Here is a 24,938-nt window from a genome sequence, read left to right as displayed (position 1 = left end):
AGGAAACGCGATGGGGCGTGGGAACGCGTGCGGAATGAAAGCGGCGGGCGCGTGGCGCGCCCGCCGTTAAACCGCCAGGATCAGGACACGTGCTGCAGGAACTCCTGCAGACGCGGGCTTGGCGGGTGGTTGATCAGGTCGTGCGGGTTGCCGTCTTCGGCAATCCGGCCTTTATCGATAAAGATCAGGCGCGACGCCACTTTTTCGGCAAAACCGACTTCGTGGGTGACGATGACCATCGTCATGCCTTCCTCGGCCAGATCCTGCATCACCTTCAGCACTTCGTGGCGCAGCTCCGGATCGAGCGCGGAGGTCGGCTCGTCAAACAGCATCATTTTCGGCTTCACCGCCAGCGCGCGCGCAATGGCCACGCGCTGCTGCTGGCCGCCCGACAGTTCGGACGGATAGTGGTGGGCACGTTCCGCCAGACCGACCTTGGCCAGCAGCTCGCGCGCCAGCTTTTCCGCATCGGACTTCTTCGCGCCGCGCACGCGGATCGGGCCGAAGGCGACGTTTTCCAGCGCCGTCAGATGCGGGAACAGGTAGAACTGCTGGAACACCATGCCGGCTTCCTGGCGGATCAGCCGATCGTCTACTTTCGGATCGTTGGCTTTCAGGCCGTCGACGATCAGATCGCCGCTGGTGACCTCTTCCAGCTTGTTGATGCAGCGCAGCAGGGTGGATTTGCCGGAGCCGGACGGCCCGATGATCACCACCACTTCGCCTTTGTCGATCTTCAAGTCGATGTTGTGCAGCACCTGGGTTTGGCCAAAGTGCTTGGAGACATTTTTAAATTCAATCACAGGATTTTCATCCTTCTTTCCAGACGACGCAGCACGAAGCTCAGCACCAGGGTAATAATCAGATAGATAACCGCCACGGCGCTCCAGATTTCCAGTGCGCGGAAGTTACCGGCAATAATTTCCTGACCCTGACGGGTCAGCTCCGCCACGCCGATCACGATGAACAGCGAGGTGTCTTTGATGCTGATGATCCACTGGTTGCCCAGCGGCGGCAGCATGCGGCGCAGCGCCAGCGGCATAATGACGTAGCGGATGGTTTCGCGGCGCGACAGGCCGAGCGCCAGGCCGGCTTCGCGGAAACCGTTATGGATAGACAGCACCGCGCCGCGGGTGATTTCCGCGATGTAAGCGCCGGAGTTGATCATGATGGTCACCACCGCCGCGGTGAACGGATCGATGCGCAAGTCGCTAAATGCCATCGGCAGGGCGAAGTAGATGAACATCACCTGCACCACGATCGGCGTGCCGCGGATCACTTCGATAAACACCAACGCGATGTGGTTGGCGATCCAACCGCCGTAGGTGCGGGCAAAGCCGGCGACGAGGCCGATGATCAGGCCGCCAATCAGACCGAGGACCGAAATCCACAGGGTCATTTTGGCGCCCTCTAACAAGATAGGAATGGCGGGCCAGATGGCGCTCCAGTCGAACTGCATGATATTTCTCCCGGTGATCCCAAACGTGGGTATCAGATACAACGAAGCGCAGGGGGTTAAGCGACCCCCTGTGCTTAAGTTAATAGCTTGCTAAATTCACAGCTTACTTAGGTTCGGTGCCGAACCACTTCTTGTAGATCTCGTTATAGGTGCCGTTCGCGCGCAGGGTTTTCAGCGCGCCGTTCACCTTCTCGCGCAGCTCGTCGCTGCCTTTCGGGAAGGCGATGCCATACTGCTGTGCTTCCAGCGAATCGCCTACGGTTTTGAACTTGCCGGCGCCGGCCGTCTTAATGAAGTATAGGATGTTTGGCGTGTCGTGCAGCACCGCATCGGCGCGCTTGGTGCCCAGCTCCATGTAGGCGTTGTCGATGTTAGGGAACTGACGCAGATCCTTGGTTTTGATGTGCTGCTTGGCGTAATCCACCGAGCCGGTGCCGCTCTTCACCGCCACCACTTTGCCGTTCAGATCGTCGATGCTTTTCACGCTGTTGTTGTCGGCGTTGACCATCACCAGCAGGCCGCTCTTGTAGTAGCCGTCGGAGAAGTCGATGGCTTTCTTGCGCTCATCGGTGATGGTGATGCCGGCCAGCGCCAGATCGACGTTTTTGGTCTGCAGCGCCGGAATGATGCCGCCGAAGTCCATTGGCTTCAGGGTGTAGTCCAGCTTCAGCTCTTTGGCGACGGCGGCCCACAGGTCGATGTCGAAGCCGACGTATTTGTCGCCTTGTTTGAACTCAAAAGGAACGAAAGCGGTGTCGGTGGCGACCACCAGTTTGTCTGCTGCGTGGGAACTTACGGCAAAGGCCAGAGAGAGTGCGGCCAGGGAGACTTTAAAAATCGACTTCATGAGAGGAATTCCTGTACAGGTTGCGGATTACCCATTTTTTATATTGCAGTTGGTGCCATGAAAAAATCGTGCCATGTTTTCAACTACTATAAAAACAAAGAGTTAGTACGTGATGTTGTGCCGGAAAGGCGAATTGTTATGGTTATGCACCAAGGTGGAGCACCAAAATGGTGCGTAAGAATTATCTTGGTGCACAGGGCTATCATTAACCAAATTTTGGCTGTGAAACAACCGTTCTTTAACGTTTTTGCTTCAATATTGATAACTAACTCTAACTTTCATGATGCACTGACGGTGCAAGCGGGGCCGCGAGGGCGCAAAAGGGGGAGCAGATAATGCTAGCGCAACTGGCTGTCTTTGCTGCCGCGCCGGTTGTACAGGCTGGCGGCCGCGTGTTTTTTGTCTTGTTCGGTCTGGCAGGCGAGGCAAAAACGCACGCCTGTTAACGCCTTGCGGCGCGCTTCCGGGATCGGTTCTCCGCATTCCTGGCAATAGCGTTCGCTCTCGCCGTGCCCGAGCGCATCACGCGCGCGCTGCACCGCATCGTCGACGGTGGAGTCAATCTGATCTTGTACGGCGCCGTCCGCCGCCCAGCCGCTGGCCATCATAACCTCCTGACAAGGGAACCCTACCGTTTAATATGGGGCGTTTTTTGTACAATGCAACGGCCTCGCAAAAGAAAACAGGCCGGGCAAAGCCCAGCCTGTTCTGCCCGGAACGACGGGCCCTCTGCAACGCTTTCGCGTTATTCGATATTGGATTCGATGAACCACAGGAACTTGTCCAGATCGCGCGAGGCGGCGGTGAACATGTCGGCGGTGTCTTCGTCTTCCACTTCAGTAATCGCCTTGCGGATGTCATTCGCGACCGCGCCGTAGCGATCGGCCAGCGCCTTCAGGTGCTCTTGCACGCTGTGGATATTGGTCGGATAGCTTTTCAACGGCGTGCGATCGTTGACCACCTGTACGGTGCCCAGTGCGACGCCGCCCAACTGCACTACGCGCTCCGCGAAGGTGTCCTGATGCTCGATGATGGCGGTGCGGAAGCCGTCCAGCATTTCATGGACCGCGATGAAGTTCGCGCCGCGCATGTTCCAGTGCGCCTGTTTGGTGATCAACGAAAGATCGATAAATTGCACGACCTGATGGTTCAGCGCCTTGATGGCGGCCAGTTTGACTTTTTCGTCCAGATCGTTACGGGTATACAGCAGATCAGAAGATTTCGTTTTCACCAGTTTAGCGGTACTCATATCAGATATCCTCTTGATTAGTCGTTGTCCTATTTCGTTACGGGATCAATTATAGCAGGGGTATTTATTTTTGCCGTACGAAAATGGCTATTGCACAAATAGGAATGGCCTACTGGTAATATTTCAATGTGGTTTTTGTTTTTGATTAATGAAATTGATTTTTATTGGTTTTTTTATTTTTTGTTGCAGATTTATTATTTACCGCAGTGACGGTTTACCCCTGTTATTTTATTTTCATTGAGCATGCCGGCTTCATAGGAATATCCACTTTGTTATCGTGGTGTTAATTTTAAGCCTATTCAGATTGATAGCCGTAATTGATGCGGTTACAGTAGGGGAATTATCCCCTCTCTATGAGTGGCGAGTGATGAAAATTAACGTCGTCGGCACCAGCGGCAGCGGTAAAAGCACCCTGGCGCGTCAACTGGCGGAACGGCTTGACGTGCCCTATATCGAGATGGACAGGCTCTATTGGCGGCCCGAGTGGCAGGGGACGCCCGATGATGTCTTCCTGACGCGGCTTGAGCAGGCGCTGGCCGAAGCGGGCGAAGGCTGGGTGCTGGACGGCAACTACAGCCGCACGCAGCCGATCAAGTGGCGCGAGGTCGACTATATCCTGTGGCTGGACTACGGTTTCGGCCGCACGCTGTGGCAAGCTGTGCGCCGCGCGTGCCGACGCGCGGCCAGCAAACGAGAGCTGTGGCCGGGCACCGGCAACCGGGAAAGTTTTCGCCGTTCTTTTTTCAGCCGCGAGTCGATCGTGTTGTGGACGATCCGCACCTATTCCAAGAATCGGCGAAAATACCTGGCGGAAATGGCCGGCGCCGGGCGCCGCTTCGTACGCTTGCGTTCTCCCCGCCAGGCCGCCGATTTTGTACGGGCGTTGCCGCAGGGTCAAAGCAGCAGGCGGTGATGGATCCTCACCACCGCTTTTTTGATTTGCTGCGGCCGCTGCCAAAGACAGCCGGTTTTGTGCGGCTCCATTTGGAAAAAGATTGCGAACATGCCGTGCGTCATGTGCAGCGTTTGCGGGTGGCGTTTGATGTCCAGCAGCAGAAGGTCGCTATTTTCTGCGTGGGGCTGCTCGCGATGCCAGTCGCCCGCCAGACCGTATTCGATGCGCTCTTCACCGCTGATCAGCAGGTGGAGCGCGATGTACTCCTGATGCATCTCGGCGCGCTTCTGCGCCGCTGGCGTAGTGGTCAGCGTCATGACATCCATAAAAATGTTGTCGCCGTCGATCGGGTGATGGCCCGGCGCCAGTTCGGGCAGGTCGCATCGACGCAACTCGGTCAGGGTTGAAACCAGCGCCGGCGCGAGTCCGCGGCCGAAGCGTGGGTTGAACAGGCTGTTGTGAATCACTGTTATTCTCCATGTGAGCGAAAGTCCAAGGTGCCTGCGGTACAGGCTAAGGGGAAGTATGCCGACTTGTCACGAGGAAAACAGTTAACCCGCCTGCATTCCGGCGTTGCGGTCGGCAGGCGGGTCGGGCGATCAGGAAAGGCTTTCGAGGCGCGGTTTGGGGCGGATGGTTAGGGCGGATCCCATGGAAGCGGCGATGATGGCTGCCAGTGCCAGCCATTGCACGCCGCTCAGGTGTTCGCCGAGGAACAGCATGCCGGACAGCGCCGCCATCGCCGGTTCCAGGCTCATTAAGGTGCCGAAGGTGCGCGCCGGGATTTTGGGCAACGCAATGATCTCCAGCGAGTAAGGCAGTGCGGTGGAGAGGATCGCCACCGCCAGCGCCACCGGCAGGATATCGACATTGAACAGCACACTGCCGGTTTGCCAGGCGCCGATCGGGCAGAACACCAGCGCGGCGATCAGCGAGCCGAGCGCCACCGTGCCGGGGCCATGATCGCCACCGGCCTTCTGGCCGAAGATGATATAGACCGCCCAGCAGGCGCCGGCGCCGAGCGCGCAGGCGGCACCGAATGGATCGATCCCACCTACACCGTGGCCGAGCGGCAGCAGGAACCATAGCCCGGCGATCGCCAATGCCACCCAGAGGAAGTCGATCGGCCGCCGCGAGGAGAACATGGCCACCGCCAGCGGGCCGGTAAATTCCAGCGCTACGGCGATGCCGAGCGGCACGGTGCGCAGTGACAGGTAGAACAGGTAGTTCATCGCGCCGAGCGACAGGCCGTAGATCAGCAGCGGCAAGCGACTGCCGGCGGCGAGGCGCATGCGCCACGGGCGGAAGATGATGAACAAAATCAGGGTGCCGATGAAAAGACGCAGCGTGGTGATGCCTTCCGCGCCCACGATCGGGAACAGGCTTTTGGCCAACGAGGCGCCGCTCTGGATAGACACCATGGCGATGATTAACAGACAGATGGGCAGCAGCGCGGAGGGCGCTCTGCCGGAAGTAGATAACGACATCCTTAACGGGCCTTTTATGCGCCGTTCCTCAGCCTTGAGAAAACGGTCGAAACGGGGATGCGAGCAGTGTAAATGAAATGCGAAAATCTGTCTGAGAAAAGCGCACATCGCGGTGAAATCCGCCGATCCTCGGATGAGATGTGGTGAATTTGGTCAAAAAGTGCGCTTTTTCTTAAGAATTATCTGGATATTAAATAGGTGATTTTTGTCACAGAAAGCCGTAGAATACGGCCGAAAATAGAGCGAAAAGAAGAAGATACACTGTTCTTGAAATCTTCTGTTACACGATATAAAGCATTAGACACTCATTTCAAGGCAGAGTTTCACGCTAATTTTTGTTATATTTTCAAAGCATGAACAAATGGATGTACTTAATAATAAAACGCGTTTGAGGTGGTTATGAAAAAAATTGCATGTCTTTCCGCAGTAGCAGCTTGCGTATTAGCAGTTAGCGCAGGTACCGCATTCGCTGGTCAGAGCACCGTATCCGCTGGCTATGCGCAGGGTGATTTCCAAGGCGTTGCTAACAAAGCCGACGGTTTCAACCTGAAATACCGTTACGAGTTCGACAACAACCCACTGGGCGTAATCGGTTCCTTTACCCACCTGGAAAAGGACGGTTCTCAGGACGGTTTCTACAACAAAGCTCAGTACAACTCTATCTCTGCCGGTCCAGCATACCGTATCAATGACTGGGCGAGCATCTATGGTCTGGTTGGTCTGGGTTACGGTAAATTCACTACCAACGCTCAGAACGGTACTTCTCGTCACGACACCGCTGACTACGGCTTCACCTACGGTGCCGGTCTGCAGTTCAACCCAATCGAGAACGTTGCCCTGGATGTCGGTTACGAGCAGAACCGCATTCGTAGCGTTGACGTTGGCACCTGGAACGTTGGCGTAGGCTACCGCTTCTAAGTGTGTTCGTGCCTGCGGGCATGAACCTGCGGCAGCTTTTGCCGCACCGATAAAAAATCCGCCTTCGGGCGGATTTTTTTTTATCTGTTATCGGCTGCCGCGCCCCGTCGGCTGTGTCGAAAAGCGTGCGCTGCGGGCATCGCGCTCATAGCCTTGTGGCTCAGTCAGTAGCCCGTACAGCTCGGGGCGGCGTCCGTAAATCCAGCGGCGACCGGTGCTGAGCGGGATCAGCGTCAGATCGAGCTCGGCGCTGACCATCCGATCTTCCGCCGCCCAGGTCTCCGCCACGATGCGGCCGTAAGGATCGAGGATCATCGCGTTGCCGGTGCGTATCTCATCGTCATCGCGGCCCACGCCGTTGCTGAACAGCAAGAACAGCCCGTTGTCGTGAGCGCGCGACGGTAGCCAGCGCATCAGCCAGCCGCGGCCGTGTTCGCCGCGAAAGGCGGCTTCTATTGCCTGCGGATCTTCCGCGCGCCGTTGCCACAGCGCCTGCGGGATCGGCTTCATGCCGTGCGGGCTGCGCGAATGGGTGCCGCCGGTCTGGTGCGGGGCGATCAGCACGTCTGCACCCAGCAGCGCCGTCGCGCGCACATTCTCCACCAGATTGTTGTCCCAGCAGATCAAGACGCCCATGCGCACGCCCCAGGGGGTGTCGAACACCGTATACCGGTCGCCGCTGGCGATAGCCGGGTGCTCGAAGGCATGCAGTTTGCGGTGCACATGCAGTTCGCCGTCCGGCAGACAAACGGCATAGGCGTTGTAGCAGCGGCCGTCGTCGCCCAGCTCGATCAGCCCGACGCCGATCGCCATGTTGTAACGCTCCGCCAGCGGGCGAATGCGCGCCAGCGAAGGGCTGTTTACGATCGGTTCCGCCAGCGCCCGCACTTCGGCGACGGAAAGATGGCGCACGTGCCAATAGCCGGTGACGCACATTTCCGGGAAGGCCAGCAGCTGTATCTGTTGCTCGGCTGCCTCCGTGATAAAGCGTTCCATGGTCGACAGGTTGTAATTCTTGTCATTGGCGCGATGCTGGAATTGCACCGTGGCGGCGCGTAATGAAGGGGTCATGGTCTCTCTCCGGTTGGGGTCTGCGTTGATTACAGCAGGTGGATTGATTACTGTATAATCAATTAAATTCCTTATTCGATAACCTGATGGAATGGATATAAAACAACTGCGCGCCTTGGTGGCGCTGGCCGAACAGGGCAACTATCGGCAGGCGGCGAACCTGCTGTGCATCAGCCAACCGGCGCTGAGCAAACAGATTCAGGCGCTGGAAACCCAGCTCGGCGTTCGGCTGTTCGAACGTGGCCGACAGGGGGCGGTGCTCACCGCCGGTGGGCAGCGGCTGTACCCGGAGGCGCAGGCGCTGGTGGAACAGTACCAGCAGTTTCAGCGGCGCGCCCGGCGGGTGGCGCTCGGGGAAGCGGGGCGGCTGGCGCTGGGATTTGGCCTCTCCAGCTTTCATCTGGCGCCGCAGCTGGTGGCGGCCTTTCGCCAGCGGTTTCCTGAGGTAGCGATTGGCCTCGAAGACATGCCGTCGGAACGTCAGTATCAGCTGTTGTTGCAGGGGGAGTTGCAGGCGGGGTTCGTGCGCTTGCCGGTCAATACGCCGCTGTGCGGCGCGGCGTTGTTGAGCGATCGGTTGGTGCTGGCTGCGCCGGGCGCGCTGGCGCTGTGCGCCGACGATCTGATGGCGCGTTTCAATCAGCTGCCGCTGCTGCAGCTGACGCCGAAACGCGGGCGCGGGCTGAGCGATCAGTCGTTGCGGTTTATCGCCGCTCACCGGTTGACGCCGAACGTGGTGCAGCAGGCTGGCGATATCCAGACGCTGTTGGCGCTGGTCGCCGCCGGCGTCGGCGTCGCGCTGCTGCCGCACAGCATCACGCATATCGCGCCGGCCGGCATCGACATTTTACCGCTGAGCGGCGAGGAGACGGAGTGGCAGGTTGGTATCGCCTGGGATCCGCAGCGCGTGGACGCGCTGCGGGACAACTTCATTCAGACAGCGTTGGCGATGCAACGCGCTTAGGCATTCAAAGCGGGCAATGCATCACGACGATTGGACTCTGGTGGTACTCGCTGCGGTGGCTTTCGCTGAAACCGACCTTTTTCGCCAGCGCCAGCGAGGCCTGGTTTTCCGGCGAGATGATGCAGACGGTTTGCTCGCCCGGCAGGTGCGTCTTACCCCAGGCCAGCGCCGCCCGCAGCGCCTCGGTGGCGTAGCCTTTGCCGTGCGCCGAGCTCACCAGCGTCCAGCCCATTTCCGGCGCGTCGAGCGCCGGCGTGATGTCGCGCAGGAAGTTGGAGAAGCCGATGCTGCCGAGATACTCACCGCTCTGTTTGTCACGCACCGCCCAATACCCGTACCCCAACAGCGCCCAGTGGCCGACGTAACGCATCAGGCGCCCCCAGGAGTCTTCCCGGTCGCGCGGTGTGCCGCCGATATAGCGTACCACCAGCGGATCGGCCCACAATGCGGCCAGCGACTCGAAGTCGTCCAGCGTGTGTGCGTCCAGCCGCAGGCGTTCGGTGACAAGCGTTGGCGCGGTGTTGAATACGGTCATGTTGCTGCTCCTGCACAGGGTGAAAGGCGATGAAAAACAACGGCGTTCAGTATGCCAGAGAAATCACACCGCCAGCCACAACAGCCGGGTCAACAGAAAGCCGCTCAAGACTGAGCTGGGTGGTCAGCTTCGTCCAGGTTTCGAGGCCAGCCGCCGCCGTACAAGAGGCAATCGAGCAAGCGGGGATTGCATTGCTGACGGCGGGAGAAGAAGAATAAGAACGAACCGGAATTAGGATGAAAGTTCGGTATCGATGCCACGTGCGGGCGCTTCACTGGCTTCAACGCCACCGCGTTCATGCCATTCGCGGCGCCTTTGTTCCCACCACTCTTCGTGGAAGGCTTGCATCTCTTTCAGGCGCTGTTCCTTAACGTGCTGCTGGTCAGTATGAGAGGTTATGGGGGCTACGCGGGATTTCGATGACATAGAGGCCGTCCTTTATAAACTCTATTTTGTATAAATAATGCCCTGTATGGGCGTATTTTTTCAACAAAAAATCATAAATTTTAGCTAGTGCTGGCCTTAACGGTGCACTGAAGATGATCCTGGCCTGATACTGATAGGCAAACTTGAGAAGGGTTTCCCCGATGCCAACTACGAATAAGCGTTCGCGTTGGAGAAGGGTATAATGCATTGCGGTATAGGTATCGAAAGCTGAGCGCCGGTGCCTGTTTGCGTCGCTCAACGCCTTAACATCATAAAACTCCAGAGAGAAAGCATTATTGAGGAGAGCCGTGTCCACATACACAGGGGAAAACCAATGATGCATGTTTTGCCCAATTTTCTTGAAATCCAAATGATAGACGGCCGTTTTACCATCACCTTTTCTTACTGCAATCTGATACCTGTATGTGTCAGCTATCCCTGTGTGTGACGCCCTCACATCAATCTCCATGATAAAATCCTTTTTACTATTATTTTTCCTATAGTTATCCCCTTTGTGACGAACAGATTATTAACCGCGATGGAGAAGATCCTCCAGCCGCCGATGAGGCTTATGCGCAGCGCTGCGCAAAACTAAATGCCGCTGAACCAGTTGTAGCCCTGATCCTCCCAATACCCGCCCGGATTGACGTCGCTGACGAAGATCGCGGCGATATGCTTGGCGTTTTTGAACCCCAGCTTGGTCGGTACACGTAGCCGTAGTGGATAACCGTAGTCCGCCGGCAGCGCCTTGCCGCCGAAATCCAGCGCCAGGATGGTCTGCGGGTGCAGCGCGGTGGCCATGTCGAGGCTGGAGTAGTAACGATCGGCGCATTTGAAACCGACGTAGCCGGCGTTCAGATCCGCGCCGACGTGCTGCAGAAAGGTGCGCAGCGGCACGCCGCCCCATTGGCCGATGGCGCTCCAGCCCTCAATGCAGATCAGGCGAGTGATCTGGCTTTGCTGCGGCAGCCGCTGCAGCTGTTCCAGCGTCCAGGGCGCTTTTTTCTCCACTTTCCCCGCGACCTCAAGCCGATAGCCGGCGAGATCGATCTCAGGGACGTTGTATTCCGGGTAAAACGCGTTGAAGGGGAAAGGCTGGGTAATCTGATCGGGCCGGTAAGTTTGCGCCAGCCGATGACCGCTGAACAGCCAGGCCTGCACCCGGTCGTTCCAGCGCGACATGGCCCACAGCACCTTATCCACCCGATCGCCGTCTTGCAGGTTGCAACCGGTGAGCATGGCGATACCGCCCAGCGTCAGGCCGGAACGCAGCATCAGGCGGCGCTGCAGATTGACCAGCTGCTTTTTTTGGTCCGGTTCCAGCGTCGGCGCGGTTGCCCGCTGTTTTTTCTCATTCATGTTTGCCACCCGTTATCATCGCCCACAGCGTTTTGGGTACGACTATCACCATAAAGACGTGGATCGCCACAAACAGGCCAATGCCGGCCATGGCGAAGAAATGCACGTAGCGCGCGAAATCAAAGCCGCCAAACAGGGCGACCAATCCCTGCAGCTGAACCGGCTTCCAAATCGCCAGGCCGGACAGCACCAGTAATAGCCCCAGCGCCAGTACGCCGAGGTACATCAGTTTCTGAATGGCGTTGTAGTGGCCATGCCGGTGGCGCAGGCGCAGCGTCAATGCCAGCCAGATATCCTGCCGCAGCGCGCCGACGCGCAGCGGCAACAGATCGCGGCGAAAATGGCCGCTGAACAGGCTCCACAGCAGATAGCAGACGGCGTTGAGCGCCAATAGCCACATCACCGCCAAATGCCAACCAATCGCGCCGCCCAGCCAACCGCCCAGCGTCATCTGCGGCGGAAAGCGGAAATCGAACAGCGGCGAGGCGTTGTAGATTTCCCAACCGCTCATGAACATGCACACCATGGCGAACAGGTTGATCCAATGAGTGATTCGAACCGGCCAGCGATGCACCGGCCGCGACGCGTTGGTCTTCATGGCTTCCCTCCGTTACATCGGCGGCACGGTGCCGTCTTTGCCGGCGGAAATGCGGGTGGCGATGCGCTCGCCCTTATCGTTGACGGCGGAGAACAGCACGATGTGCACGCCCGGCTTCAGCAGGCTCAAATCGCCCGGATCCAGCGTTACGATCGGCACGTCTTCCGGCACGACGACGGTTTTCTGCTGGTTGCCGTAGGTGACGGTCAGGGTGCGGCCGTTGGATTTCACCAGTTTGCCGACGGTGCCGTTGGTCATGGTGTCCACTTTGCCATCGGCGGATTCCCAGGCTGAATGTCCTTCGCCGGTGCCGCGCAGGCTGGCGGCGAACACGTGCACTTCCAACGCTTTGAGCGTGCCGTCCGGCTGCGGCACGGCAGCGGTGCCGATAAAGCTGTCCGGTTTGATGTCGTCCAGCGTGGCTTTGGAAACGCTGAGCACTTTGGTCTGATCGTTCAGCTTGACGCTGAGTGTCTCGCCCTTGCGGTCGGTCAGTTGCAGATTGCCGTCGGCAACCTGGCTGATGGTGCCACGCAGCGGCGCGATAACCTTGCCCGGCGTTTGGGCGGCGGCGGCCAAGCCGCTGGACAGCAGTAACGTGGACAACAGTAAACCGGCTATACGATGACGGGTAATCATAACGTTCTCCTGAAATGAGTTTGCCGGTTAAGCATGGTTGAGCGATGGGGTCAGCGCCATGGCCGTTTGATGACATTAATGTCATCAAGTTTGTCCGCCGAAACTGCTAGTATTTTTTGCAGACGTAACGAGGTGGTGAGCATGCGAATACTGGTAGTTGAAGACGATATCGGCACAGGGGATTACCTGAAGAAAGGGCTGGGTGAGGCGGGGTACGGCGTCGATTTGGCGCGCACCGGCACCGACGGATTGTTTCGCGCGTTGGAGCAGGACTACGATGCGATCGTGCTCGATGTAATGCTGCCGGGGCTGGATGGTTGGCAGATTATCGAGGTGCTGCGCAAGAAAAGCGACGTGCCGATTCTGTTTCTCACCGCCCGCGATGGCGTACAGGATCGCATTCACGGTCTGGAGCTGGGCGCGGACGACTATCTTATCAAGCCGTTCTCGTTCACCGAGCTGGTACTGCGTTTGCGCACCTTGCTGCGCCGCGGGCCGGCGCGCGAAGCCGATCATTACGCTATCGCCGATCTGCAGCTGGACGTGCTGCGCCGCCGGGCGGTGCGTCAGGATCAGGTGATCCCGTTGACCAACAAGGAGTTCATGCTGCTGCACCTGCTGGTGCGGCGCGAGGGCGAAGTGCTGTCGCGCACGCAGATCGCCTCTCAGGTGTGGGACATGAATTTTGACAGCGACACCAATGTGGTTGACGTGGCGATCAAACGCCTGCGCGCCAAAATCGACCGGCCGTTCGACGTCAAGCTGATCCACAGCGTGCGCGGCATCGGCTATGTCTGCGAGCCACGTTCGTGAGCGGGCGCACGTCACGTCGGCCGGTGTCGCTGACGCTGCGCACCGCCACGCTGTTCGCGCTGGTGGCCGCGTTGGTGGTGAGCGGGACAGGCGGGTATCTGTTTAGCGCCATGCGTCAGGAAATGACGCTGCGCAGCGATCTGCAGGTGACCGGGCGCGTAGAGTATTTCCGCCATTTGCTGGGGCAGCGCTTTCCTTTGGCGCGCCTGACCGCCAATAACGGCCTGTTCGAAAACATGCTGGGCAATGAACAGGACGTGCTGATTTTCCAAATCCCGGGGCAAAAACCGCTCATCAACGTAAACCCCGCCAGGGTGGTCCTGCCGCCGATCGCGCCGACGCCGCCTGAACAGGCGCAGACGCTGGCCGCCGTGCGCGGCGGGGAAACGGCGCAGGGGGTACCGCTGCGCGCCGCTTCGGCGATGGTCCGATTGGAAGACGGCAGCCTGTTGCAGATCTCCGCCGCGCACGTGATGGTCAACGAACAGAAGATGCTGGCGCGTTACCTGTGGCGCATCGTCGCGGCGGTCGCGGTGGCTTTCCTGCTGATTGCGCTCCTGGGGTATGGGGTCATGCGCAGGGGATTGAAGCCGTTATGGCGCATGGCGGCGCAGGCGGCGCAGATTGCGCCCAATACGCTGTCGACACGCCTCAGCGAGCAGGGGGCGCCGAAGGAGTTGCAGCAGCTGACCCGTTCGTTCAATGCGATGCTTGATCGGTTGAATGAAGGCTATCAGCGGCTGACGCAATTTTCCGCCGATCTGGCCCATGAGATCCGCACGCCGGTAGGGGCGTTGATGGGCCAGTGCCAGGTGGCGCTTTACCAGCCCCGCAGCGTGGAGGAGTACGAAACCCTGCTGTCGAACAATATGGATGAGCTGGAGCGCATTTCCCGCATGGTGGAAAATATCCTGTTTCTGGCGCGCGCCGGCGAAGCGCAGTCTGCGCTGAACTACAGTCGTCTGGATGTGGCGCTGGAGCTGCGGCGGGTGGCGGATTACTTCGAAGGGCTGGCGGAAGAACGCGGCATCGCGCTGAGCTGCGAAGGGGAAGGCGTGCTGAAGGCGGACGCCATGCTGTTCCAGCGGGCGCTGAGCAACCTGGTGGCCAACGCGGTACGTTATGCCGACGAAAACAGCCTGATCGTCCTGCGGGCTGAACGGCGTGCCGATGCCTGGTGGGTGCAGGTCATCAATCAGGGGCCGCCGATCGCGCCGGCACAGCTGGAAAAGCTGTTCGATCGCTTCTATCGTGCCGATCCCGCACGCAGCGCCGGCAATCACGCCAGTGGGTTGGGGTTGTCTATCGTGCGCGCCATCATGACGCTGCACGGGGGAGAGGCGTGCGCGCAGTGTTCTGATGGCCGGGATTCTGCCAGTTTGACCTTTAGCCTGGTTTTCCCTTCATCAGTTCAATGAGCTGCAGCGAATGTTTTCGCCTACTGCGGATCATGCGATAGGCGTCATTCGCAAGTTTTTCCTTTCATTACTATTTCCCATCGCCTTGGCTGAACCTAAAATTTAACATTTACGTCGCGGTAAGCGCATTAATTCATCAGGATAATGCGGATGGCCTGCGGTCTGTGATTATGCTCAACATTCACTTGTTATTATTTTTTTATTAAAATTTAGTTCCCCAGTCCTTTTTTGAGATGTTTTTCCTTAAAATGGATAATCCGCGATACAAAAAACTAACTTTATGGTTTTTGGCGCGTCAATATATCAATGGGTGTGGTGATTGGTTAACCTTTGGTTATGGTTTGCAAGAAAAATCCTATATAAACGATGGTGAGGTGAAAAAGCGTATTTCGTGGCGTTAATTGAGTGGTTTTTCTTGCCTGTGCTTGGGTATTTTCGCGAATTACCTGATTAAATATTTATTTAATATTTCATTAACATTTGACGCCAAACTATAAATGATCGCTATAGTGAAAACATGTGAATAAAATGAAATATAGATTTAATGACCATATTCTCTTTGACGCAGACACCAGAACCCTTAGCCCAACAGATTTTTCTGACGATCCCATATCCATATCCAGTCCTTCCAAACGGTTGTTGTTGCTGTTGATTGCCCACCATGGCGAGGCCGTAGGGCGTGAACTGATATTCAAGAAGGTCTGGGACGATTACGGCATGGTGTCCAGCAATAATAATCTTAATCAGTGCGTCAGCAAATTGCGTCGGGTGATTAAAAACCTTGGCGTCGAGGATGAGGTTATTGTTACGGTCCCTAAAGTGGGTTTTATGTTGCGTGATGAGATTACCATCGAGTCTTATGAGGACGCGGAAGATATTCACGACGCGGAGCCTGCCGCGGCTGTGCCGGGAACTACGCCCGAAGCGGCAACCAATCCGCCGTCCGAAACCGCCATCAATAGGGCCACTTCTCATCTTGGTTATTCCCGCCGCGGGTGGCTGATGTTCAGCGCGATGGTTCTGGGGGGGATCCTCATGGCTATTGCTGTCACGGCCTATTTCAGCGGCTCGGGGGCCCGGCAGGAGAGCTACCTGGGAAAGTCGGGCAACTGTAAGGTTTTCATGTCGTTGCCTGATGCCTCCGCGACGGTCAACGCCAGCCTGAATCGGGATATTCTGGCTTACGCCGCGCACCAAACGGGAGAGTGCAGCGGCGATGAGTTTTTGCTGGTGGTGCGCAGCAATCAGGTTAGGGCTTACATTTCCGGCATTTCCCGCTTATTCCTGCTGCGCTGCAAGATCTTGCGTGAACATAAAATGGAGATCTGTTCAGGTTTGGAAAGCGACAATGCCGAGTTTATTAATTGACCATTGATAGCCGCTGCCCAACACGATTGAAGGACGATGGATATGACAAAAATATTACAGTGTTGAAATAGAACGTTCGACTTTCATTGGGCGGGTTGCCGTGTGGCGTTTACGAGAGGTATTTCCCTTTCTCTACCGCTTTCTACCTCATTATGGTGATTATGTATGGTTAAAGCCGATTTCGGTGATGCGCTGCTATTTTTTGAACCCAGCTATTTAGTGAGAAGAGGAATGGAAGCATTTCTCGTTACCCAATCAAGTGACAGCTATTTTATCGATACCTTGAGGGAGCTGGAGGGGGCATTGAAAGAGGGAAAGCCTCGCGCGCTTATTATGGAGTTATATCATCAGAGCGAATATTTGTATGATGTATTACGATTCGTTCTGACGGCAAAAAATGTCTGGCCGGAAATTCCCTTGGTGATTTTCACCACGGTAGAACATCCCGGCATATTAGCGTTGTTGGCGGCGGATGCGCGCATAGCTATCGTGGCTAAGGAGGACCCTTTGCATTGCCTGAGTGACGCCATTGCGGCTGCGGGCAAGTTCTCTGGCTATCGTTCCCCGCATATTCGCGCCCGGCTGGTGCACTCTACAGCCGCATTATCTGACGGTGAATGGCGAGTTTTGGCCATGATGGTTGCCGGCGCATCTCCACGAAGCATCGCCACCGTGACTCGCCGAAGCTACAAAACCATAAGCTCCCATAAACTGAATATTATGCGAAAACTGGGCCTCAATCAGGCCGGCTTTATGCGGCTTATCCTTACTCTGAGAACCCGATACCCTTCCTGACACGTGACGAGAAGCCCCCCTTTTCTCTACAGCGGCCGATCTTGATTGGCTGCTGCCTCCCTGCGTAAATCCAATCAATCCCCCCTCAGCGAACAACGCCGGCGCTGAAATTTTGCACCGACATGGGAAGGGCGAACAGAGCATATTTGTGGTTAAACAATCACCGCCTTGCAGGGGATAAACCACAATGTGATTGTGCTTTCATTAAAGGCTTAACCCGCTTTTTAATGTGATTGGTGGGGGGTTAAAACATTAATGTCGGGATTTAAATCTAAATATTTGAACTTTAGTAGTTAATGATTCTTTTTTGATCGGTCGGGGATATTCTTGTGGCGTCAAGCAGACTGGCTAAACGCAGTGATGCAAACGGCTGGCTGAGAATGGACGAAAGAAAGAAAACATATTCAACATTGAAGGGAGTTATACCATGAAGAAAATGACACTGGCTCTGGCGATCGTTTCCGCCTTTGCAGCGGTCAGCACTGCTCAAGCCGCCGACGTTACCGCTCAGGCGCTGGCAACCTGGTCTGCGACCGCCAAGAAAGACACCACCAGCAAACTGGTTGTGACGCCGATTGGCAGCCTGGCCTTCAACTATGCAGAAGGCATTAAGGGTTTCAACAGCCAGAAAGGCCTGTTTGACGTCACCGTGGAAGGCGATACCACGGCCACCGCTTTCAAACTGACCTCAAAACTGGTCTCCAATACGCTGACTCAGCTGGATACTTCCGGTTCTACGCTGGAAGTCGGGGTGAACTATAACGGTGCGGTGGTCGGGAAAACGGCTGAAACCACCATGATCGACACCACCGCCGGCATTTTGGGCGGCAATCTGAGCGCCCTGTCCAACGCCTACAACCAGGCCGGCCGCACCAGCGCGCAGGATCAGTTCACCTTCAGCATCATCGGCGCGACGTCAAACGGCACCACCGCCGTCACGGATTTCAGCACGCTGCCGGAAGGTATCTGGAGCGGCGACGTCAGCGTCGAGTTCAACGCGACCTGGACTTCCTAATCCCTCCGAACGATCTGCATCTGGCAGGGGGGAGACCTCCTGCTATTTATCGCTCATCAACGCCAGTGGAATACCGCAATGACACGCTTTTCTCTCGCCGTCACTCTGATGTTAATGCTGCTGCGGCCGGCTTTGGCTCTCGATGTGGGTGAGATCAGCTCCTTCATGCCTGGCGACAGCGCGCGCCTGAGCAAGGAAATCAAAAACACCACCGACAGCGGCCGGCTGGTGAACATCAAGATCGAACGCATTTCCAGTCCCCTGGCCTCCGGTACGGTGATCCCGATGAGCAGCCGGGATGAAATGCTGCTGTCGCCCGCCAGCCTGATCTTGCCGGCCAACGCCAGCGATGTGATCCGCTTTTACTACAAGGGGCCGAATGATGCCCAGGAGCGTTACTACCGCATCGTTTGGTTCGATCAGGCGCTGAGCGAGGCGGGGCAAAACTCCGCTCGGCGTAATGCCGTGGCCACCACGTCGGCGCGCATCGGCACCATTTTGGTGGTGGCGCCTCGGCAGGATCGCTTCGCCTATCAGTTCGCCAACGGACGGATCAAAAACACCGGCAACGCCACGTTCAAAGTGGTGGCCTACGGCAATTGCAGGAACAAGCAAGACGGCAGCGACTGCAAGGAAAACTATTTCGTGATGCCGGGGAAGGATCGCGCCTTCAGCAAGGTTGACGTCAACGATAAAAAAGGACGCGTCGCGCTGTGGCACGGCGAACAGTTTATCCCGGTGAAGTGATGCGCGCGTTATCCACGATGGATGCAAAACAATCACGCAAGGAGTGGCATGTGAACGCTGTGCTGTTGAGAACGCTTTTGGCTGCCGGTGCGCTGGCGCTCCCGACGCTGTTGCCTGGCCGTATGGCGATGGCGGCCGGTTTGACGCAGATTAACGGCGTGCTGATCCCGCACACTTTCAGCCTGGCGTTGCGCGAGGGGATGAGTATTCCGCTGTTATTGCATTATGAAAAGAGCGATGGCGTCAAAGACGACAGCCGCATCGGCCATGCCTTTCTCTACCTGGATCAGGACAGGCTAAAGATTCGTCGGGTGACGCTGGAGGATAACGACGACGGCGCCCGGCTGACGGCGTCGATTGCCGGCCAGCTGCAGGCTTTGCAGGATGCGCCATTCGATCGGCAGCAGCATATCCGGGTCGCGGACGACGCTTGGCTGGCGCTGGATTTCCGGCAGCTCAACCTGCAGCTGGTGGTGAAGGAATCCGCGTTGGGGACGGTGCTGCGCGCTCGTTCCAGCGACATCGGCGCGTCCAGCGTGGATGCCGTGAGCAGCACGCTGGATTATAACCTCGGGGTCTACGATAACCGGGCCCGCGCCAGCGAAGGCAACACCTCCAGTTATTTATCGCTCAACAGCGTCACGGCGTTGCGTGAACACCACGTGGAGTTGAACGGCTCCATCTACGGTATCGGCAGCGGCGATGAAAACGCCACGCTGTACAAAGCGATGTACGAGCGTGATTTCGCCGGTCGCCGTTTCGCCGCCGGCATGTTGGACAGCTGGAATCTGCAGTCGCTGGGGCCGGTCACCACCATCAACTCGAGCAAGATTTATGGTCTGTCCTACGGCAACCGCGCCAACTCGACGGTATTCGATAATTCCCAATCGCTGACGCCGATCGTGGTTTTTTTCCCCTCGGCCGGCGAGGTGCATCTGTCGCGCGACGGGCGGCTGCTCAGCGTACAAAACTTCACGATGGGCAACCATGAAGTGGATACCGGCAGTTTGCCCTACGGTATCTATGACGTAGAGGTGGAGGTCGTGGTCAACGGCAAAGTGGTCGATAAACGCATGCAGCGAGTGAATAAACTGTTCAGCCCTAATCGCGGCGCCAATGCGCCGCTGGCCTGGCAATTCTGGGGCGGGATGCTGCGCATGGACGACTGGCGAGGTGAACGGGAACGTCACCGCCCGGCAAAGGACTCTTATTTGCTTGGCGCTTCGGCTACCGGCAATCTGCAAACGCTTAATTGGGCGCTGTCGGGGTATTCGTTTGACGGCAACGCCGTCGGCGAGAGCCGCGTCAGCCTGCCGGTGACCGAGTCGATTCAGATCAACCTGCAAAATATGGCGGCCTCCGATCGCTCCTGGAGCCTGGTCAATAGCGTCAGCGCCGCGTTGCCCGGCGGCTTCAGCAGCGTATGGATCAATCAGGAGAAAACGCAGATTGGCGATCGTCTGTTGCAAAATGACGCCTATAACCGCGCCGTTGGCGGCAGCCTTAATCTGGGGGCGCTGTGGTCTCCGCTGGGCACCCTGAGCGCCAGCTACAACGACGATAAGAAGAACGACAGTCACTATTACAACGCCGATTATTACCAAAATATTTTTACCGGCCGCTTCGGCACGCTGGGCGTACGTGCGGGCGTGCAACGCTACAACAACGGCAGCAGCAACGCCAATACCGGCAAGTACATCGCGCTCGATTTTTCACTGCCGATGGGCAACTGGCTCAGCGCCGGCGTTTCCAACCAGAACGGCTACACCACCGCCAACCTGGCGGCACGCAAGGACATCAAGGACGGGCCGATCCGTACCCTGGGCGCCAACCTGTCGCGGGCGATTTCCGGTGATACCCGCGGCGACAACCGCTTCAACGGTGGCGGCTATGCGCGCTTCGACACCAAGTATTCGGCCGGCACGCTCAACGTCAGCAGCTCCGCCGACGGCTACGTTAACAGCAGCCTGACCGCGAGCGGCAGCGTGGGCTGGCAAGGGCGTGATATCGCCATCAGTGGCCGCAACGAAGGCAACGCCGGGATCATCTTCAATACCGGCATTGAAAACGACGGCCTGCTGACCGCACGTGTTGACGGCCGGATGGTGAAGCTGAGCGGCAATAAGAATTACCTGCCTTTGTCGCCTTACGGTCAGTACGACGTTGAGCTGATGAACAACAAAAACTCGGCGGAGAGCTTCGACATCGTCACCAAGCGCAAGAGCAAGCTCACCCTGTATCCGGGCAACGTGGCGGTGATCTCGCCGGAGATAAAACAGATGGTGACGGTGTTCGGCCGCATCAAAGCGGAGGACGGCACGCTGCTGGCCAACGCCTATATCAAGAACCATATCGGCCGCACTCGCACCGATGAGAAAGGCGAATTTATCATGGACGTCGACAAGAAATTCCCGGTTATCGATTTTACCCACAGCGGCAATCAGACATGCGAAGTGGATTTGGATCTCAGCAAGGCGCAAGGCGCCGTGTGGGTCGGCGACGTGATCTGCACCGGGCTGAAAACCTATGCGGGCAATATGTCATCCGGGGAGTCTGATCATGAGAGCTAACGTTGCGCTGTTGTTGTTGGCGCTGGTCGCCCCCGCGCTGCAGGCGGCGGTCAGCCAGACCAACTGGCCGGATGCGGCGGTCATGAAATTTGTCTTCGTGGAGAACAACGCCGACGACAACTTTTTCGTCACGCCGGCCGGCGGGCTGGATCCGCGTATGACCGGCGCCAATAAGTGGACCGGGCTGAAATACGGCGGTTCCGGCACTGTCTATCAGCAAAGCCTGGGGTACGTGGATAATGGTTACAACACGGGGCTGAATGCCAACTGGCGCTATGACATGTGGCTGGAAAATGCGCCGATAAAGAATCCGTTCCTCGGCTTGCGCTGCATCAACTGGTATGCCGGCTGCAATATGGATACCAGCTTGATTCTGCCGCAGACCACCGACGAAAAGGGATTTTACGGCGCCGTGGTCACGCCCGGCGGTGCAAAATGGATGCACGGCATGATGTCGCCGAGCTTCTATCAATATCTGAAGCAGATGGCGGCGGGCGAAGCTTTCAGCATGCAGATCAACGGCTGCCAAACGTCGGTGGCTTACGACGCCGCGGCCGGCGGCCGCTGTCGGGATCAGGCCAGCGGCAGCTGGTACAAGCGCACCGTCACGCACAGCAAGGCGGCCCACCTGCGCTTTATCAATACCAATGCCGTATCGGAGGTGTTCGTCAACAGCGATGGGGTGCCGATCATCGGCGAGGGCAATGCCGATTGCAAGAACCAGACCATCGGCGCCCGCTCAGGCATCATGTGCAAGATGGTCAGCTACGATTTGCAGACCGACGGCAGCGTCAGCAATACCTCGATTCATATTTTCCCGGCGATTAACCATGCGGCGCTGTCCTCTGCGGTGAACGCCGCCGATCTGCAGTTCAGTCTGAACGGCAACACCTGGAAAAACACGTCGGGCACCGGCAGCTACTATACGTTTAACGAGTTGAAGAGCAGCAACGCGGTCTATGTGTTCTTCTCCAGTAACTTCTTCAAACAGATGGTCGCGCTGGGGATTTCCGACAGCGGCACCCGCGATCTGATCAATTTCCGTTTTCAGAACACCACCTCGCCGGAGTCGGGATGGTATGAGTTTTCCACTTCAAACCAGCTGATTATCAAGCCGCGTGATTTCAGCATCAGCATTATTTCCGATGATTACGACAACAGCCCACACCGTGAAGGCTATGTCGGCCCGGCGGAGCCGGCGCTGGAGTTCGGCTACTTCGTGACCACCAGCGGCAAAACCGCCGCCGATCAGGTGAGGGTGATGGCGACCGGGCCGACTCAGGCGATCAACGGGGTGAACTATTGCCTCTTTTCTTCTGCGGATGACAGTACCCGGGTACCGTTCCCCGCCACCCTTGGCATCACCACCAGCACCAACGGCCAGCAGAGCTTCGCCGCCGGCTGCGATGGCCAGTGGCACGACATGACCAATGCGCTCTGGAGCAGCACCCCGTGGAATGATATCTCCGGTGAAGTGGGGGTGCTGAACAAGACCCGCGTGACCTTTAGCATTCCGATGAACAACCCGATCTCGCTGAGAACCGTCGACGGCAACGGTTGGTATGGCGACGTCAGCGCCGCCGGTGAAATTCATGTCGAAGCCACCTGGCGCAACATCAATTGAGGGCAGGGCGTGAAACTTGTGCTGATAGGGTTGCTGTGTTTGTCCTTCCCCTTTACCGCCGCCGCGATCAATGTCGGTACCCTGACGTTTGCCATGGATCAGGATCGCTCATTCACCGCCAAGCGGGTGTTGAATAACAACCGCAGCGCGCGCCTGTATCAGGTGAGCATTCGCGCTATCGATCGGCCGGGAGAGCGCGAGGTGCGCAGCCGGCCGGCGGACGGCGAGCTGCTGTTCGCGCCGCGTCAGCTGACGCTGCAGGCCGGGCAGGCGGAGTACTATAAGTTTTTCTACCGCGGGCCGCAGGATAATCGCGAGCGTTATTACCGGGTGTCATTTCGCGAAGTGCCGACCCGATTGTTCGAGCCGGGGCCGCGTCGGGGCGCCGGCGTCAACCTGGAGCCGATCGTGGTGATGGACACCATTCTGGTGGTACGCCCGCGTCAGGTAAACTTTGCCTATCGGCTCGATACCCAGCGCGGTACGCTCACCAACACCGGCAACACCTACTTCAAGTTCCTGCTCAAGCCGGGCTGCAACAGCACGGATGAAGAGGGCGTCACCGAATACCTGCGCCCCGGCGATACGCTGACCCATGCCGGTATTCGGCTGAAGGGGCAGAAATTCATTATTTATAACGACAAATTTATCAGCGTCGATCGCAGCTGCCTCGATTAACGCGGCGGAATGGCAAAGCGGAAGCAGGCGCCGCTTTGCGCTTGTTCGATCAGCTGAATATCGCTGTCGTGCAACTGCAGAATGCGCCGCACGATCATCAGGCCCAGTCCGCCGGAAGGGCGCCGGGCGCCGCTCAGAACAGACGGGCGCACGAACAGATCGGCGCGCAGCGTCTGCGGAATGCCGGGGCCGTTGTCGCTGACCTGCACCATTACCTGGTCTTCCTGCCGCCACAGCCGCACGCCGATGTCGCCGCCGGGCGGCGTATGGCGAATGGCGTTGTCCAGCAGGTTGGTCAGCACCCGCTCAATCATGCTGAGATCGGCGAACACCGGCGGAATGCCCGGAGCGATGTCGGCGTGCAGCCTCTGGTTGCGCGCCTCCGCCGCCAGCTCGAACTTTTGGAATACGTCCTGCAACAGTTCGCTGAGGGAGAAGGGCTCTTTCTGCGGCTTCACCACGCCGTACTCCAGCCGTGCCAGCTCGAACAGCTCCTGCGCCAGCTTGCCCACCTTGCGGCTCTGCGCCAGCGCGATCTCCAGATAGCGCCGCCGATCGGCTTCGCTCAGGGTGGCGGCCTTGACCGACAGCGTCTCCAGATAGCCGTGCAGCGAGGTGAGCGGGGTGCGCAGATCGTGCGAGACATTGGCGATGAACTCACGCCGCAGCCGATCCTGCTGTGCCAGCGTTTGCCATTGTTCGGCAAGGCGCTGCGCCATGCGGTGGAAGGCCTGCTGAAGCTGGCTGACTTCGTCGCGCCCGGCCCGTACCGCCGGCAGCGCCGCGTAGGCCTGCACCGCTTCGATGCCGCCGCTGTCCAGCGCATTGACCTGCCGGGTCAGGCGACGGATCGGGCGCGTCACCCAATAAAACGCGAAACCGCCGGCCAGCAGGCTGAACAGCACCATCACCCCGGAGGTCCACAGGGCCATCCTGGCCGCCGAGTTGAACTGGGCGTTGCTGGCCAGCGCCGTGTACTCTTCGCCGAGCAAGACCACGTACAGATAGCCTTCGATCCGGCCATCGACCTTCAGCGGCGCGACGCTGAACACCTTGCGCCCGTCCTCGCTGCGCGGATCGTCGCCATACACCGGCATCTGCGCGCCATCGAGCAGCGCCTGCAGCGGCGGCAATGCGACCCGCTGCCGTTTCAGATGCCCGGTCGGCGCGGCGTTGCCGATAATCGCGCCCTGTTTGTCGAGCAGGTAAACCTCCACGCTGGGGTTCACCGCCATCAGCTGATCGAACAGGGTATGCACCGCCTGCGGATCCGGTCCGTTCACCCCCAGCAGCGGGTTGCTGTCGGCGATATGCTGCGCCAGGTTGCCGGACAGGCGCTGGATCACCGCCTGGCTGTACTGGGTATTGCTGCGCACCTGCATCCAGCCGGAAAAGGCGCAGCCGATGACGATCAGCAGCGCGAAGATCAGCGTGAGGCGTTGCGCTAACGTAAGGTTTTTCAT

The 24,938-nt window shown here is 57.9% G+C and carries 27 protein-coding genes; 13 read left to right on the top strand and 14 right to left on the bottom strand.

All coding sequences use genetic code 11. The features are described 5' to 3' along the window. Positions 1-80: 80 nt before the first annotated feature. The 5 genes from glnQ to dps all read right to left on the bottom strand — a co-directional run bounded on the left by glnQ (position 81) and on the right by dps (position 3,555). A complete protein-coding gene (gene glnQ / locus FHU12_RS14105) occupies positions 81-803 on the bottom strand; it encodes a glutamine ABC transporter ATP-binding protein GlnQ (RefSeq protein WP_004939230.1) in 723 nt (240 codons plus the stop codon). Then, positions 800-1,459 (bottom strand): glutamine ABC transporter permease GlnP, encoded by a 660-nt coding sequence (glnP, locus tag FHU12_RS14100; protein WP_019454487.1) that lies wholly within the window; start codon positions 1,457-1,459, stop codon positions 800-802. Before glnP ends, glnQ begins: the two co-directional genes overlap by 4 nt. Before the next feature lie 103 nt (positions 1,460-1,562). Continuing rightward, positions 1,563-2,306: a glutamine ABC transporter substrate-binding protein GlnH gene (gene glnH, locus FHU12_RS14095; RefSeq protein ID WP_038880498.1), complete on the bottom strand. Its 744-nt coding sequence runs from the start codon at positions 2,304-2,306 to the stop codon at positions 1,563-1,565. A 338-nt stretch (positions 2,307-2,644) separates the two neighbouring features. Then, positions 2,645-2,911, bottom strand: a complete 267-nt coding sequence (locus FHU12_RS14090) for a DksA/TraR family C4-type zinc finger protein (RefSeq protein ID WP_141970040.1) — start codon at positions 2,909-2,911, stop codon at positions 2,645-2,647. Between the two features lie 140 nt (positions 2,912-3,051). Beyond that, positions 3,052-3,555: a DNA starvation/stationary phase protection protein Dps gene (dps, locus tag FHU12_RS14085; protein WP_004939215.1), complete on the bottom strand. Its 504-nt coding sequence runs from the start codon at positions 3,553-3,555 to the stop codon at positions 3,052-3,054. Between the two features lie 367 nt (positions 3,556-3,922). Here dps and FHU12_RS14080 point away from each other — a divergent pair, with 367 nt between their 5' ends. After that, on the top strand, positions 3,923-4,468 hold the full coding sequence (locus tag FHU12_RS14080; protein ID WP_141972986.1) for a shikimate kinase: 546 nt from the start codon (positions 3,923-3,925) through the stop codon (positions 4,466-4,468). Here FHU12_RS14080 and nanQ read toward each other — a convergent pair. Together nanQ and rhtA are read right to left on the bottom strand one after the other, a co-directional pair. Then, entirely contained in the window at positions 4,450-4,917 is a 468-nt protein-coding gene (gene nanQ, locus FHU12_RS14075; RefSeq protein WP_141970038.1) for an N-acetylneuraminate anomerase, read from the bottom strand. The two genes, FHU12_RS14080 and nanQ, sit on opposite strands and share 19 nt — an antisense overlap. 132 nt (positions 4,918-5,049) lie before the next feature. Continuing rightward, the gene (rhtA, locus tag FHU12_RS14070; protein WP_141970036.1) at positions 5,050-5,937 is read right to left on the bottom strand and encodes a threonine/homoserine exporter RhtA; all 888 of its coding nucleotides are present in this window, start codon (positions 5,935-5,937) and stop codon (positions 5,050-5,052) included. A gap of 399 nt (positions 5,938-6,336) precedes the next feature. On the opposite strand from rhtA, the gene ompX reads away from it, so the two are divergent. Then, complete coding sequence (gene ompX, locus FHU12_RS14065) at positions 6,337-6,855, top strand: outer membrane protein OmpX (RefSeq protein ID WP_019454480.1); 519 nt, start codon at positions 6,337-6,339, stop codon at positions 6,853-6,855. An 87-nt stretch (positions 6,856-6,942) separates the two neighbouring features. Here ompX and FHU12_RS14060 read toward each other — a convergent pair whose 3' ends face one another. Then, the gene (locus tag FHU12_RS14060; RefSeq protein ID WP_141970034.1) at positions 6,943-7,926 is read right to left on the bottom strand and encodes a nitrilase family protein; all 984 of its coding nucleotides are present in this window, start codon (positions 7,924-7,926) and stop codon (positions 6,943-6,945) included. A gap of 91 nt (positions 7,927-8,017) precedes the next feature. Here FHU12_RS14060 and FHU12_RS14055 point away from each other — a divergent pair, with 91 nt between their 5' ends. After that, entirely contained in the window at positions 8,018-8,890 is an 873-nt protein-coding gene (locus FHU12_RS14055) for a LysR family transcriptional regulator (RefSeq protein ID WP_141970032.1), read from the top strand. Between the two features lie 4 nt (positions 8,891-8,894). Here FHU12_RS14055 and FHU12_RS14050 read toward each other — a convergent pair whose 3' ends face one another. Beyond that, positions 8,895-9,425, bottom strand: coding sequence for a GNAT family N-acetyltransferase (locus FHU12_RS14050; RefSeq protein WP_141970031.1), 531 nt, complete (start codon positions 9,423-9,425; stop codon positions 8,895-8,897). 29 nt (positions 9,426-9,454) lie between these two features. On the opposite strand from FHU12_RS14050, the gene FHU12_RS14045 reads away from it, so the two are divergent. After that, on the top strand, positions 9,455-9,643 hold the full coding sequence (locus tag FHU12_RS14045) for a hypothetical protein (RefSeq protein WP_141970029.1): 189 nt from the start codon (positions 9,455-9,457) through the stop codon (positions 9,641-9,643). A 164-nt stretch (positions 9,644-9,807) separates the two neighbouring features. Here the strand turns inward: FHU12_RS14045 and FHU12_RS14040 are convergent, their stop codons facing one another. The 4 genes from FHU12_RS14040 to FHU12_RS14025 all read right to left on the bottom strand — a co-directional run bounded on the left by FHU12_RS14040 (position 9,808) and on the right by FHU12_RS14025 (position 12,447). Further along, on the bottom strand, positions 9,808-10,320 hold the full coding sequence (locus FHU12_RS14040) for a hypothetical protein (protein WP_141970027.1): 513 nt from the start codon (positions 10,318-10,320) through the stop codon (positions 9,808-9,810). Positions 10,321-10,442: 122 nt separating this feature from the next. Then, positions 10,443-11,210: a molybdopterin-dependent oxidoreductase gene (locus FHU12_RS14035; RefSeq protein ID WP_141970025.1), complete on the bottom strand. Its 768-nt coding sequence runs from the start codon at positions 11,208-11,210 to the stop codon at positions 10,443-10,445. Beyond that, a complete protein-coding gene (locus FHU12_RS14030) occupies positions 11,203-11,808 on the bottom strand; it encodes a cytochrome b/b6 domain-containing protein (protein WP_063988827.1) in 606 nt (201 codons plus the stop codon). Before FHU12_RS14030 ends, FHU12_RS14035 begins: the two co-directional genes overlap by 8 nt. Positions 11,809-11,820: 12 nt before the next feature. After that, positions 11,821-12,447 (bottom strand): hypothetical protein, encoded by a 627-nt coding sequence (locus FHU12_RS14025; protein ID WP_060421289.1) that lies wholly within the window; start codon positions 12,445-12,447, stop codon positions 11,821-11,823. Positions 12,448-12,588: 141 nt separating this feature from the next. Here FHU12_RS14025 and FHU12_RS14020 point away from each other — a divergent pair, with 141 nt between their 5' ends. From FHU12_RS14020 to FHU12_RS13980, 9 genes are all read left to right on the top strand, one after another. Next, a complete protein-coding gene (locus FHU12_RS14020) occupies positions 12,589-13,260 on the top strand; it encodes a heavy metal response regulator transcription factor (protein ID WP_021504273.1) in 672 nt (223 codons plus the stop codon). Further along, entirely contained in the window at positions 13,257-14,678 is a 1,422-nt protein-coding gene (locus FHU12_RS14015) for a heavy metal sensor histidine kinase (protein WP_141970023.1), read from the top strand. Before FHU12_RS14020 ends, FHU12_RS14015 begins: the two co-directional genes overlap by 4 nt. A gap of 528 nt (positions 14,679-15,206) precedes the next feature. After that, positions 15,207-16,046: a winged helix-turn-helix domain-containing protein gene (locus tag FHU12_RS14010; RefSeq protein WP_141972985.1), complete on the top strand. Its 840-nt coding sequence runs from the start codon at positions 15,207-15,209 to the stop codon at positions 16,044-16,046. 165 nt (positions 16,047-16,211) lie between these two features. Continuing rightward, positions 16,212-16,841 (top strand): helix-turn-helix transcriptional regulator, encoded by a 630-nt coding sequence (locus FHU12_RS14005; protein WP_141970021.1) that lies wholly within the window; start codon positions 16,212-16,214, stop codon positions 16,839-16,841. A 427-nt stretch (positions 16,842-17,268) separates the two neighbouring features. Continuing rightward, positions 17,269-17,856, top strand: coding sequence for a common pilus major fimbrillin subunit EcpA (gene ecpA, locus FHU12_RS14000; protein ID WP_004939148.1), 588 nt, complete (start codon positions 17,269-17,271; stop codon positions 17,854-17,856). A gap of 78 nt (positions 17,857-17,934) precedes the next feature. Then, the gene (locus tag FHU12_RS13995) at positions 17,935-18,603 is read left to right on the top strand and encodes an EcpB family pilus assembly chaperone (protein ID WP_141970019.1); all 669 of its coding nucleotides are present in this window, start codon (positions 17,935-17,937) and stop codon (positions 18,601-18,603) included. A 50-nt stretch (positions 18,604-18,653) separates the two neighbouring features. Beyond that, positions 18,654-21,173: a CS1-pili formation C-terminal domain-containing protein gene (locus FHU12_RS13990; RefSeq protein ID WP_141970018.1), complete on the top strand. Its 2,520-nt coding sequence runs from the start codon at positions 18,654-18,656 to the stop codon at positions 21,171-21,173. Then, positions 21,163-22,797 carry a fimbrial adhesin EcpD gene (ecpD, locus tag FHU12_RS13985; RefSeq protein WP_141970016.1) on the top strand — a complete coding sequence of 545 codons (1,635 nt, stop codon included), beginning with the start codon at positions 21,163-21,165 and terminating at the stop codon, positions 22,795-22,797. Before FHU12_RS13990 ends, ecpD begins: the two co-directional genes overlap by 11 nt. Before the next feature lie 9 nt (positions 22,798-22,806). After that, positions 22,807-23,475: a fimbrial biogenesis chaperone gene (locus FHU12_RS13980; protein WP_060438937.1), complete on the top strand. Its 669-nt coding sequence runs from the start codon at positions 22,807-22,809 to the stop codon at positions 23,473-23,475. Here FHU12_RS13980 and FHU12_RS13975 read toward each other — a convergent pair. Then, entirely contained in the window at positions 23,472-24,938 is a 1,467-nt protein-coding gene (locus FHU12_RS13975) for a sensor histidine kinase (RefSeq protein WP_141970014.1), read from the bottom strand. The genes FHU12_RS13980 and FHU12_RS13975 overlap by 4 nt on opposite strands.

The sequence above is a fragment of the Serratia marcescens genome (assembly GCF_006715005.1).
Taxonomy (GTDB): Bacteria; Pseudomonadota; Gammaproteobacteria; order Enterobacterales; family Enterobacteriaceae; genus Serratia; species Serratia montpellierensis.
Note: the sequence above shows the minus strand (reverse complement) of the source record. Positions and strands in the feature narration are given on the sequence as shown.